The organism is Micrococcus sp. iso_229 (assembly GCF_058072725.1).
In genome coordinates, this window is sequence record NZ_CM176514.1 from 2,253,126 (window position 1) to 2,265,344 (window position 12,219).

Below are 12,219 nucleotides of genomic sequence, written 5' to 3' on the forward strand. Positions count from 1 at the left end.
GGGCGGTCCTCCCGGTTCACAGCCGCACCACCTCGTCGGCGCGGGCGACGACGGCGGGGTCGTGGGTGGCGACCACCACGGTGCGCCCCTCGGCGGCGGCATCGGCGAGGGCGGCCATGACGAGGCCGGCGTTGTCCGGGTCGAGGTTGCCCGTGGGCTCGTCCGCGAGGACGACGGCGGGCGCGTTCACGAGGGCGCGGCACACGGCCACCCGCTGCGCCTGCCCGCCGGAGACCTGCCCGGGCCGGTGGTCGGCGCGGTGGGCGAGGCCGAAGCGCTCGAGCAGCGCCCGTGCCCGGTCCTCGAGCGTCTGGCGCTCCAGCCCGGCGTAGAGGCCGGGCTCCACCACGGAGTCCAGGATGGGGCGGGACGGGTCCAGCTCCGAGTCCTGGAACACGAATCCCACGGAGGTGGCGCGCAGGCGGGAGCGCTCCCGGTCCGGGCGGGTGGAGGCGTCGACGTCGCCGAGGCGCACCACTCCGGAGGTGGGCGTGAGCATGAGCCCGAGCACGTACAGGAGGGTGGACTTGCCGCGCCCGGAGGGTCCGGTGAGGGCGGTGACGGCGCCCGGCGTGAACACGTGGGTGAGGCCGTCGAACAGCTCCTCGGCGGCGCGGGTGTAGGCGAAGCGCAGGTCCTCGACGGCGAAGGCGGCGGGGACGACGGGGGCGGCGGGCGTGCCCGGGGTGGCGGGCCCCGTCATCGGGTGCCGTTCAGCACGCGCACCTGCTCGCCGGCGTCCACGCCGTCCACGACGGCGAGGCCGTCGGCGGAGCCGAGGACGGTGACGGCGCGGTCCTCCGCGGCGCCGTCCCGGACCACCGTGACCGTCGCGGCGCCGTCTGGCTGGGTGCGCAGGGCGGACACGGGGACCACGGGCCCGGAGACGGGCGGGACCACGCTGACCTGGGAGAGCAGGGAGGTGGTGGCGTCGGCGGGCAGGGCGTCGCAGTCCTCGCCGCAGACCACGCCGCCGTCCGGGGCGGTGAGGGTGATGCGGATCAGGCCCTGCTCGTCGGAGGTGGACTCGCCGGCGACGGCCTTCCATTCGTGTTCGCCGTGGGGCACGGTGACCTGGGTGCCGGCCGGGATGAGGGCGGCCTGCTCCTGGTTGACCTCGAGGGCGAAGTCCGGTTGGTCGCCGGGGCGGGCCACCACGTTCTCGCCGCCGGCGAGGGTGGTGCCGACGGCGGTGGTCTTCGCGTCCACGCTGAGGGGCGCGGGGAGGGCTTCGAGGACCACGAGCTGGCCGAGCTCCACGGTGTCCGCGGCGGGGTAGCCGCGTTCGGTGAGCCAGTCGTCCCAGGCGCCCGCGGTGGCCTCGTCCCACGTGCCGGCGGCCTCCACCTTCGCGCCGGTGGCGGCGAGCATGCGCTGGAACGCGGCGACGTCGTCGCCGGAAGTGCCCTCCCCGAGAGGGCGCCACTGGGGAAGCTCGCCCTGGAGGACGAGCACGGGCTTCTGGGCGACGGCGTACAGCACCTCCCCGGCAGCCACCTCGCCGGACTCTCCGGCCCGGGTGACGACGCCGGTCAGCGCGTTCACCGCCGCCGGCGTCTGCTCGCGCGACACGGAGACGCCGAGGGTGATGACGCGGCCGAGCTCTTGCTCGGCGACGGTGACGAGGGCGCTCGCGGCCGGACGCTGCTCGGTCTGAGCCGGAGGGGTGAGCGTGACCCGGCCGGCCCAGAAGGCGAGCGCGGCGACGGCCACGAGCGCAAGGACGAGGGCGGCCCAGCGGGCGGGGCGATTCATCCGGATGACCCCCAGAAGACATCCTGCGGCGGAAGCTCCGGGCATGTCTGCGCGACCTCGGCCTGGCGTTCTGCCGACACGCCCCTCATGCTGTCCGCGAAGGGCCACCACTGGTGGCGGCCTGGAGTGTAGAACGCGGAGACGAATGCCTCTTTGGAGGGGCGCGCGGAGGTGTCGACCGTGTAGCCGTAGGCCTCGAGACACGGGATGAGGTATTGGTCCCAGTAGTCATAGACGAGGCGGAGCTGCGGATCGGTCCAGTCCTGGGTGTAGCTCGGATCCACCGGGTGCTGTGCGTAGCAGGTCACGTGGGCCGCCTCGAAAGCAGACCTCTGGGACTCAGATGGGGTGTCGATCTGAATTCCCCCGGTCGGACCGACCGAGTTCGGCCACCCGGCCTCGGCCAGGCATGTGGACACCATGCGGTCCGACTCGAGGGACGTGGCGTACCACCCGGAGCGCTCCACCTGAGGCGGCGCGGGCATTCCCGCCCCCTGAGCGTGCCGCGCGACTTGCTCACGGTAGGCGCGCTCCTTCTCCGCTTCCGTCGTCAGGAGGGGTTCGATCCTCTCGGTGGGAACCCACTGCGAGGCGTCCCAGGTCTTCTCGGCCGTCGCGGTGGGGCGAGCGGCGACCGTGGATGAACCGCCGAGGCCCGCAGACTCCCGACCGACGCAGCCGGTGAGGGTCAGGGCGACGGCCGCCACCAGGGCGGCCGTCGCAGGAATGCGTAATGAAGTCATCGGTGCCGGCGAGTCAGTACGGGTAGTAGCAGTAGCCGTAGGTGCCCGACAGGAGGAGTCCTGCGCTGCAGTCCTGCCGACCGGAGTCCGTCAGCGCCTGCGCTGGCACCGCACCGGAGACGGCCAACAGTCCAGCGACGGGCACGCCGGCACCGACCTTAGAACTCCGCTGCTTCATACCCATGTCGCCCCTCCTTATGGTTCACGCTCAGTCATGATATACATCACACTCTATGAAGGCGCTCGCCCTGTGTCCAGAGAATTCTCGGTCGGTCCACAGACGTGATCCACCAGCGAGTCAAGAGGGTCCTGCGCGTGACGGATGCGCAATCTCAGGGGACGAATGAGCGCGGCCACACCGGCAGGGGTGGCCCGACGATCGGGCTTCGATACTCCCGTCACCGCCGCGCGTCCTAGCCTCGTACACCTCCGGCTCCGGAGAGGTGCGGGCTCGTGAAACTCACCGGCGCCTGGATCGAGAAGGTCATGGGGTGGTCCCGTGTCGCAGCGACGCCAGCGGCCAGTGGCTGGGCGCCGGCGCCATCCCGCCCCGGCCTCAGCGGGCGTCCTCGCGCGCGGCGGGCGCGCCGTCGTCGTCCTGCTCCTCCGCCTGTTCCCCGCCCTGGAACTGGCTCATGTAGAGCCGGTGATAGGCGCCCTTCGCGGCGAGCAGCTCGTCATGGGAGCCCTGCTCCACGATGTCGCCGTCCTCCATCACGAGGATGACGTCCGCGTCCCGGATGGTGCTCAGGCGGTGGGCGATCACGAAGCTCGTGCGGTCGCTGCGCAGCGCCGCCATGGCCCCCTGGACCAGCACCTCGGTGCGGGTGTCCACGGAGGAGGTGGCCTCGTCCAGGATCAGGATGGACGGCTGGGCCAGGAACGCGCGGGCGATCGTGATGAGCTGCCGCTCGCCCGCGGACACGTTGGCGGCGTCCTGCTCGATCACGGTGTCGTAGCCGTCGGGCAGGGTGTGCACGAACCGGTCCACGTAGGTGGCCTTCGCCGCCGCCACGACCTCCTCGTCCGTGGCGTCGAGCCGGCCGTAGCGGATGTTCTCCCGGATGGTCCCGCCGAACAGCACCGCGTCCTGGAGCACCATGCCGGTGGCGGCGCGCAGCTCGCCGCGGCTGACCGTGCGGGTGTCCACGCCGTCCAGCAGGATCCGCCCGCCGTCCACCTCGTAGAACCGCATGATCAGGTTGACCAGGGTGGTCTTGCCGGCCCCGGTCGGCCCGACGATCGCGACCGTCTGCCCCGGCTCCGCCACGAGGTTCAGGTCCGTGATGAGCGGCTTCTCCGGCGTGTAGGAGAAGCGCACGTGCTCGAACTCCACGCGACCGCGCAGCGGGCGCGGGAGGTGGGCGACGCCGTCGGGCCCGGAGGCGGCGGAGGGCGCCGTTTCCCGAACGAAAGCGCTCTCGGAGGGCGCCGTTTCCCGAACGAAAGTGCGGGCGGGGGTGCCGTCGGGGGTCTCCTCCGGCTCGTCGAGGAGCTCGAAGATGCGCTCGGCCGACGCCACGCCGGAGATCAGCATGTTGGACATGCCGGCGATCTGCCCGAGCGGCTGGTTGAACTCGCGCGAGTACTGGATGAACGCGGTCACGGCGCCGAGGGTCATCTGCCCGTTGGCCACGCGCAGCCCGCCGACCACGGCGATGCCCACGTAGCCCAGCCAGTTCACCCACTGCATGATCGGCATGATCATCCCCGAGTAGAACTGCGCCTTGAACGCGGCCTCGTACAGCTCCTCATTGCGCTCGTCGAAGCGCGCGGCCATGTCCCGCTGACGGCCGAACACGGTCACCAGCTCGTGCCCGGTGAACGACTCCTCGATGTGCCCGTTGAGCCGGCCCGTCTCCCGCCACTGCGCGGAGAACAGCGCCTGGGACTTCTTGCCGATCACGCCCACCACCACGCCGGCCACCGGCAGCGCGACCAGGGCGATGAGCGCGAGCTGCCAGGACAGCCAGAACATCATGCCGACGATGCCGATCACGGTCAGCGCCGAGTACACGAGCGAGGCGAACGCCTGCTGGAGGGCCTGCTGGACGTTGTCCACGTCGTTGGTGGTGCGGGAGAGCAGATCTCCGCGCTGCCCACGGTCGAAGTAGCTCAGCGGCAGCCGGTTGATCTTGGCCTCGATGTCCTCGCGCAGGCGGAACACGAGGCGCATCACGAGGTCGTTGAGGACACGCCCCTGGAGCCACATGAAGGTCTGCGCCACCAGGTACATGGCCAGCACGATCAGGATCAGCCGGCCCAGCTCGGTGAAGTCGATCCCCTCGCCCGGCGTGAACGCCATGCCGGAGAGCATCTCCGCGGCCTGATCCTCGCCCTGGGCGCGCAGCCCGTCGATGACCTGCTCGCGGCTCAGCCCGCCGGGCATCTGCGCGGAGAGCACCCCGCCGAAGATCACGTCCATCGCCCGGCCGAGCACGCGCGGCGCCCACACGTTGAACACCACGGCGGCCAGCACCATGACGGCGACGACGGCCAGCCCCAGCTTCTCCGTGCGGAACAGGCTCATGAGCCGCTTCGCGGACGGCCAGAACGCCTTGGCCCTGCGGGCCGGGCCGCCGCCCCAGTCGTCGGTGGCGCCCTGCTCCTGGATCTCGAGGATCTCCTCGTCCGTCAGGTGCTCGCTCATGCCACGTCCTCCGCGGTCAGCTGGGAGTCCACGATCTCCCGGTAGGTCTGGTTGTCCGCCAGCAGCTCGGCGTGGGTGCCGCGGCCGACCACGCGGCCCTCGTCCAGCACGATGATCTGGTCGGCGTCGGTGATGGTGGCCACCCGCTGGGCGACGACGATCCGGGTCACCCCGGCCGCCGCGCGGTCGAGCGCCGACCGCAGCCGCGCGTCGGTGGTGACGTCCAGGGCGGAGAACGAGTCGTCGAACACGAGGATCCGCGGCTCGGCCACGAGGGCACGCGCGATGGACAGGCGCTGGCGCTGGCCGCCGGAGACGTCCGTGCCGCCCTGGGACAGGCGCGAGTCCAGACCGGAGGCCGCCGCCTCTCCCCTGCCCGTGGTGCGGGCGCGCACGAAGTCCGCGGCCTGGGCCGTCTCGAGGGCCGCCCAGATGCGCTCGTCCGAGGCGTCCGGGGCCCCGAACTGCATGTTCTCCCGCACGGTGCCGGAGAACAGGTACGGCTTCTGCGGCACGAGCGCCACGGCCTCGGTCAGCTCGGCCCGGGCCAGGTCGGTCACCGGCACGCCGTCCACGAGCACCTCGCCGGACGTCGCGTCGTACAGCCGCGGCAGCAGGCTGATCAGCGTGGACTTGCCGGAGCCGGTCGAGCCGATGATCGCCGTCGTGGTGCCGGGGGCGACGGCGAAGCTGACGTCGTCGAGCACCGGCGCCTCGGCGCCGGGGTACTGGAAGGTGACGTGGCGCAGCTCCAGGGCGCCGTCGCGACGCGCGGGGGTCACCGGGCGGGCCGGCTCGCCGAGCGTGGGGACGGTGTCCACGACCTCGCCGATGCGGCGGGCGGAGATCACGGCGCGCGGGAGCATCATCATCATGAAGGTGCCCATCATCACCGCCATGAGGATCTGCAGCAGGTACTGCATGAACGCGGTGAGCGCGCCGACCTGCACGAGCCCCGCGTCCACGCGCTCACCGCCGAACCACAGGACGGCGGCGGTGGCCAGGTGCAGGATCATCGTGATGACCGGGCCCAGCAGCACGAACAGCCGGCCGATCCGCACGGACGTCTCCGTCAGGGCGGCGTTCGCGTCCGTGAACCGGCGCGTCTCGTGGCGCTCGCGCACGAACGCGCGGACCACGCGGATGCCCTGGATCTGCTCGCGCATCACGCCGTTGACGTCGTCGATGTTGTCCTGCATCCGCTGGAACAGCGGCATGAGACGCGCGACGATCCACGCCACGATCACCAGCAGCACCGGCACGGAGACCCACACCAGCCAGGACAGGCCCGGGTCCTCGCGGATGGCCATGATGATGCCGCCGACCGCCATGATCGGCACGGCCACCATGAAGTTCAGGGCCATGAGGGTGAGCATCTGGACCTGGTTGACGTCGTTGGTGCCGCGCGTGATGAGGGTCGCGGCGCCGAAGCGGCCGAGCTCCTCCGCGGAGAACGCGTCCACGCGGGTGTAGACGGCACGGCGCAGGTCCCGGCCGACGCCCATCGAGGTCTGCGCGCCGAACCACACGGCGGCGATCGCGGCGACCACCTGCACCAGCGCGACGCCGAGCATCACGAGGCCGATGTCCCAGATGCGGGCGGTGTCGCCGCGGGCCACGCCCTCGTCGATGATGCGGGCGTTGAGGCTGGGCAGGTACAGCATGGCCAGCGTGCTGATCAGCTGCAGCACGACGACGGCCGCGACGGCGCCGCGATAGCGCCGCCCGTGACGGCGGAGCAGGGTCCAGAGCATGGGGCTCCCAGGGAGTCGGGATGGGCGCACGGCCGCGTGGGCCGCAGGGAGATGGGCCGATGGGGGCCGGGTTCATTGTGCCCCAGCCGCGGGCGGGCAGGTCGGCACGGCCAGGAGACGTCGCCAGGGGCGTGAGCCAGATGATTACGCTGCGAATCGGGCGTCAGAACGGCAGAAACGTCTGGCTCAGCGCCCGGGCTCCTCAGAGCAGGGGACGCAACGGGACCAGGAGGGCCTCGACCACGCGAGCGAGGCCGTGACGGTCCTCCCAGCGCGGGGTGTCGATCCGGACGGCCTGCTGGGCGTCGAGGGCGAAGATCTCCTCCATCCGGGCGGCGAAGTCGCGGTCCACGACCACCACGTTGGACTCGTAGTTGTAGCCCAGGGAGAGGCGGTCGATGTTGGCCGAGCCCACGGTGGACCAGATGCCGTCCACGGTGGCGGTCTTCGCGTGGATCATGCTGGCCTTGTACAGCAGGATCGTGATGCCGGCCTCGAGCATCTGCCCGAAGAAGCCGCGCGAGGCCCAGTCCGCCACGATGTGGTTGGAGTCCTCCGGCACCATCACCTGCACGTCCACCCCGCGCCGGGCCGCGTGCAGCAGCGCCTCGAGGACCTGCTGGTCCGGGATGAAGTACGGCGTGTTGATGAGGATGCGGTGCTGCGCCCGCTGGATGGCGTCGAGGTAGCTCAGCCGGATCGGGTAGACCAGCAGCGGCGGCTGGTTCGCGGCCACGGTGACGCGCGGGCCCCACGTGTCCGGGGGGCGCCAGGACATCTGCTCGCCCGCGCCGTGGTGGGCGTTCCACTTGATGGAGATCGACTGGTCCAGCGCCCACACCGCCGGGCCGCGCTCACGCACGTGGGTGTCCCGCCACAGGCGGGCGTAGTCGTCGCCGATGTTGAAGCCGCCGGCGAAGCCGACCTCGTCGTCCACCACCATGATCTTCGAGTGGTTGAACCCGCTGTGCCGGACCACGCCTCGCCAGATCGGGCGGGCGAAGGCCGGCAGCCGGAACACGTGGATGCGCGGGTCCAGCTGACGGTAGAAGCGGGGCGGGACCACGAGGTTCCCGAACCCGTCGTAGGAGACGTAGACCTCCACGCCGCGCGCGGCCGCCCGGTTGAAGGCGTCCATGAACCGCTGGCCCGTGGGGTCGCCCTTCCAGATGAAGGTCTCGAACTTGATGATCCGCTGCGCTCCGTCGATCGCGGCGATCATCTCCTCGTAGAGGTCCTCACCCGAGGTGAAGATGCGCAGCTCGGAGCCCTTCACGTGGGCGTCGAACACGCCGGGGTTCTGCGCCGGCCGGCGCACTCGGCCGCGGCGCTTGACCATGTCCACGCCGGTGAGCCCGGCGGCGACCGTCAGCGGCAGCCCCACGAGACCGACGCCCGCGGCCACGGCCGCTCCCCGGAGGAGACGACGGACCGGCAGGCGGGACAGGGACGGCAGGGACGGTCGACGCATTCGCTCAGTCTACTCAGGGCCCCGTCAGCGCGGATCGGTCGAGCGGCGCATCTCGGTCCAGGCCGCGCTCACCTCGGAGCGCATGCGCACGAGTTCGATCGCCGTCTCCTGCAGCCGCCGGGCGCTCTCGCTCTCGGGGACGTACTGCCGCACCCGCTGGGCCTGGTCCTCCGCGGAGACGTCCACCATGACGGCGATCGAGTGCGCCACCAGGCGGGACTCCGCCCCGGTGCGTCGGCTCGCGTAGACGCGCAGCGCCACATGCATGGACCGCTCCGTGGTGTTCACCAGGAGGGCCTCCACGCGCACGAGGTCGCCCACGTGGATGTTCCGCACGAAGCGCACACCACCGCCGAACACCGCGACCACGGATTCATGGCCGGTCCAGCGGGCGGCGCAGACGGCGGCCGCCTCGTCCACCCAGCGCAGGATCGCGCCCGCGTTGATGGTGCCGCCCACGGTGGCCTCCGCGTTGGGGGCCAGGAACGCGAGGGTGCTCATCTCCTCGGGGGCCTCCCCGGGCGCGGGGAACGGCAGTCGGGCCATGCCACGCTCGACGGCGCGGCGGGCCACGGTGGAGCGGCGGGCCTGTTCGTCGCGCTCGATCTGGCCGGGGGTCGAGGGCTCCCAGACCGGCACGGTCACGCGCACCCCGTCCTCCTCCGCGGCGTAGACCACGAGGGACGAGGTGGCGACCACGGGGTCGCCGTCGTCGTCGCGGATCTCCGGCAGCAGCAGGCGGGTCTGGACGTGCACCTCGGCGCCGTCCGTGTGGACCACGCGCGCCTGCACCACGGCACGGCGGTCCACCGGCACGGGGTGGCGGAACTGGGTGTGCCCCATGTAGCGGGCACGCACGAACGTCCCGGCCCAGCTCGCCGCGACGGCGTAGCCGGCCTTCTCGATCCAGGAGATGACGGTGCCGGCGTCCACCAGGCCGGTGGGATGGTCGAAGCTGTCCGCCCGGAATTCGAGGGCGAGGGCTCCGGGTGGTCTCATGCCGTCGAACGTATCACCCGAGTCCGGGCCCTGTGCGGCCGGTCACGCCCCATCCAGGAGTCTGCGGGGAACCTCCCGGCCGCGCCTCAGGCGGGTCCGCGCACGGGGGACAATGGACCCATGACCGCCTTCGACCGTCTCCCCCTGCCCGCGGAGCCCCAGACCCCGCACGACCGCCTGCGCCGCCGCACCGAGGCCGCCGTCGCCGAGCGCGGGGAGGCCGCCGTCGCCGGGCTGGCGGTGCGCCTGATGACCGGCGCGGCCACTCCCGATGACGTCACCTCGGGCGCCGCCCGCGCCCTCACCGGCGACGACGGCGACCTCAGCCCCGCCGCGACCGGCGCGCTGGCCCTGATGCACGCGTGGCACCGCAGCGCGCTGCCCGCCCTGACCGGGGCGCTCACCGCCCCCGAGGCGGACGTCCGCTCGGCGGCCCACCTCGTGCTCGCCTCCCGGGCCGGCTCGCTGCGCCGCGACGCCGCCGTCGACCGCGCCCTCGTGGACGCGGTGCGGGCCGGCTGTGCCGACCCGGACCCGGAGGTCCGCGCGTCGGCCGCGTCCGCGCTGGGCGCCCTCGCCCGCCCCGAGGACCTCGAGGCCGCCCTGCCCGTGCTCACCGGCATGGTGATGGACGTGGATGCGGACCTGGCCACGGCCGCCGAGCTGGCCCTCGAGCAGCTCGCGATCCGCCTGGACCGGCCCGGCCTGCGGGTCAGCCTCGAGGGCTGAGGCGACGCCCGTGCAGTGCCCCCACTTCGACGTCGGCGAGTGCCGTTCCTGCCCGCTGATGGGCGTGCCGTACGCCCGGCAGCTCGCGGACAAGCAGGCCGCGGTCCTGGCCGCGCTGGCGGACGCGGTCGATGCGGACACGGTCGTGGCCGAGCCGTTCGCCTCCGCGGAGGCGGGGTTCCGGAACAAGGCGAAGCTCGTGGTGACGGGGTCGGCGGCGGCGCCGCGGCTGGGCATCCTGGACCCGCGGCAGCACCCCCGCCATCACGACGGCGCCGGCGTGGACCTGCGCGACTGCGGCCTGTACGAGGCCGGCATGGAGGGCGTGTTCGACGCGTGCGCGGCGGCGGTGACGGCGGCCGGGCTGGAGCCCTACGACGTCGCCGCCCGCACGGGCGAGCTGAAGAACGTGATCGTGACGCTCTCCCCCGACCGGGAGGCGATGGTCCGGTTCGTGCTGCGCTCCGCCGACCGGCTGGACGCGCTGCGCGCGGCGGTGCCGGGGCTGCTGGATGACCTCGCGGCGCGCGGGACACCCGCCGCCGTGGTGAGCGCGAACCTGCTGCCGGAGCACGTGGCCCTGCCCGAGGGCGACGAGGAGATCATGCTCGCCGGCGGGCCGACGCTGACCATGCGGCTCAACGGGGTGGGCCTGCGGCTGCGCCCGCAGGGGTTCTTCCAGACGAACACCGCGGTGACCGAGGGGCTGTACGCGACGGCGGCGGCGTGGGTCGCCGAGGGCGGTGTGCCGGCGTCGGCGTGGGACCTGTACTGCGGGGTGGGCGGGTTCGCGTTCCACCTGGCCCGGGCCGGCGTGCGGGACGTGTGGGGCATGGAGTCCTCCGCCGAGGCGGTGGCCGCGGCCCGGGAGACGGCCGCGGAGCTCGGCCTGGCCGACCGGGTGCGCTTCTCCGCCGGCGACGCCACCTCCGCGCTTTCGTTCGAGAAACGGCGGGCTCCGGAGGCGCTTTCGTTCGAGAAACGGCGGGCTCCGGAGGCGCTTTCGTTCGAGAAACGGCGGGCCCGCCCGGACGCCGTCGTCGTGAATCCGCCGCGGCGGGGCATCGGCGCCGAGCTGGCCGACGCGCTGGAGGACTCGGGCGTGCCCACCGTGCTGTACTCGAGCTGCAACCCGACGACGCTCGCACAGGACCTGGCCAGGATGCCCTCCTACCGGGTGGCGCGGGTGCAGGTGTTCGACATGTTCCCGCAGACCCGGCACGCGGAGGTGCTCACGCTGCTGACCCGGCGGTGACGGGGGCCGGGGCGCGTCACCGCGGGCTCCCCGCCCGACGGTTCCGCTTCTTCAACTCGACGAAGACCTGCAGCAGCGTCAGAGCCGACGGCGTGAGCGCGGGTTGCGTGAGCACGAGCGGTTGCGCACGGGTCAACCCGCCACCCTGCAACGGCCGTCCCGAGTCCCACCGGTTGGCCTTGCGCAGACCACCCTCGTTCCACAGCCGCTCGTCCACCTTGAGCGCCACCTTCATCGTGTGCTCCGACTCTGGCGCCACAGCACGGACTTCCTTCACGTCCGCCCAGTCCACGGACCAGTCCCGCGTCCACACCCGTCGCTCATCGAACGTGACATGCCGAGGCCGGAACAGACCCATCGTCGCGGAGGGAAGCACCGCCAACGCCAGCGCCAACCCGATGAACGACGCCACACGCCACACCCCGAACCCGGCCGAGACATCCTCCGGCGGCCGGAAGATCACCCAGATGAACACCGCCGTGCACACCACGACGATCAGCCACAGGAACAGCCACCGCGCCGGACGCACCCGCGCCTGCACCGGCAGACAAGCCAGGATCTCCTCCTGCGTCGCCTTCTTCCGCAACCGCGTCGGCTTCGCATCCATCACTTGCTCCTCATCCAGTTCATGAGCCCTGCGCCCCCCGGCCATCTCCGCCGAGTCTGTCCTTCTCGTTCCCGGGCCACGCTTCCGGCGCGCGGGGGCACACCTCCGCCCCCGTCGGCACGACCCTATTCATTCCCGGAACCCACCGCACCGGAACGACATCAGCGCAGCTGAGAACCGCTGTGATGTCGCTGCGGTGCGGTCGGCCGGAACGACGGCGCGCTCGCTGCGGTGAACATCGCCGCGGCACTCCCCG

At 72.2% G+C, this 12,219-nt stretch carries 11 protein-coding genes; 2 read left to right on the top strand and 9 right to left on the bottom strand.

Annotated features, from left to right (window positions below):
- Positions 1-16: 16 nt before the first annotated feature.
- The 8 genes from AC3RKA_RS10435 to AC3RKA_RS10470 form a co-directional block, all read right to left on the bottom strand.
- On the bottom strand, positions 17-703 hold the full coding sequence (locus AC3RKA_RS10435; protein WP_002856767.1) for an ABC transporter ATP-binding protein: 687 nt from the start codon (positions 701-703) through the stop codon (positions 17-19).
- On the bottom strand, positions 700-1,755 hold the full coding sequence (locus tag AC3RKA_RS10440; RefSeq protein WP_036334839.1) for a hypothetical protein: 1,056 nt from the start codon (positions 1,753-1,755) through the stop codon (positions 700-702). The genes AC3RKA_RS10435 and AC3RKA_RS10440 overlap by 4 nt, the downstream gene beginning before the upstream one ends.
- Positions 1,752-2,498, bottom strand: coding sequence for a hypothetical protein (locus tag AC3RKA_RS10445; protein ID WP_489727229.1), 747 nt, complete (start codon positions 2,496-2,498; stop codon positions 1,752-1,754). The genes AC3RKA_RS10440 and AC3RKA_RS10445 overlap by 4 nt, the downstream gene beginning before the upstream one ends.
- A gap of 13 nt (positions 2,499-2,511) precedes the next feature.
- A complete protein-coding gene (locus AC3RKA_RS10450) occupies positions 2,512-2,682 on the bottom strand; it encodes a hypothetical protein (protein ID WP_157757317.1) in 171 nt (56 codons plus the stop codon).
- A 372-nt stretch (positions 2,683-3,054) separates the two neighbouring features.
- Positions 3,055-5,148 (bottom strand): ABC transporter ATP-binding protein, encoded by a 2,094-nt coding sequence (locus tag AC3RKA_RS10455; RefSeq protein WP_369998191.1) that lies wholly within the window; start codon positions 5,146-5,148, stop codon positions 3,055-3,057.
- Positions 5,145-6,902, bottom strand: coding sequence for an ABC transporter ATP-binding protein (locus AC3RKA_RS10460; RefSeq protein WP_489727230.1), 1,758 nt, complete (start codon positions 6,900-6,902; stop codon positions 5,145-5,147). Before AC3RKA_RS10460 ends, AC3RKA_RS10455 begins: the two co-directional genes overlap by 4 nt.
- A gap of 202 nt (positions 6,903-7,104) precedes the next feature.
- Positions 7,105-8,373 (bottom strand): phospholipase D-like domain-containing protein, encoded by a 1,269-nt coding sequence (locus AC3RKA_RS10465; RefSeq protein ID WP_489727231.1) that lies wholly within the window; start codon positions 8,371-8,373, stop codon positions 7,105-7,107.
- A gap of 24 nt (positions 8,374-8,397) precedes the next feature.
- Positions 8,398-9,372, bottom strand: coding sequence for an acyl-CoA thioesterase (locus AC3RKA_RS10470; protein WP_115165688.1), 975 nt, complete (start codon positions 9,370-9,372; stop codon positions 8,398-8,400).
- Positions 9,373-9,492: 120 nt separating this feature from the next.
- On the opposite strand from AC3RKA_RS10470, the gene AC3RKA_RS10475 reads away from it, so the two are divergent.
- The gene (locus tag AC3RKA_RS10475; RefSeq protein WP_489727232.1) at positions 9,493-10,101 is read left to right on the top strand and encodes a HEAT repeat domain-containing protein; all 609 of its coding nucleotides are present in this window, start codon (positions 9,493-9,495) and stop codon (positions 10,099-10,101) included.
- A 10-nt stretch (positions 10,102-10,111) separates the two neighbouring features.
- Complete coding sequence (rlmC, locus tag AC3RKA_RS10480; RefSeq protein ID WP_369022688.1) at positions 10,112-11,356, top strand: 23S rRNA (uracil(747)-C(5))-methyltransferase RlmC; 1,245 nt, start codon at positions 10,112-10,114, stop codon at positions 11,354-11,356.
- A gap of 16 nt (positions 11,357-11,372) precedes the next feature.
- On the opposite strand, the gene AC3RKA_RS10485 is transcribed toward rlmC, so the two are convergent.
- Entirely contained in the window at positions 11,373-11,963 is a 591-nt protein-coding gene (locus tag AC3RKA_RS10485) for a hypothetical protein (protein ID WP_065572664.1), read from the bottom strand.
- Positions 11,964-12,219: the final 256 nt, after the last annotated feature.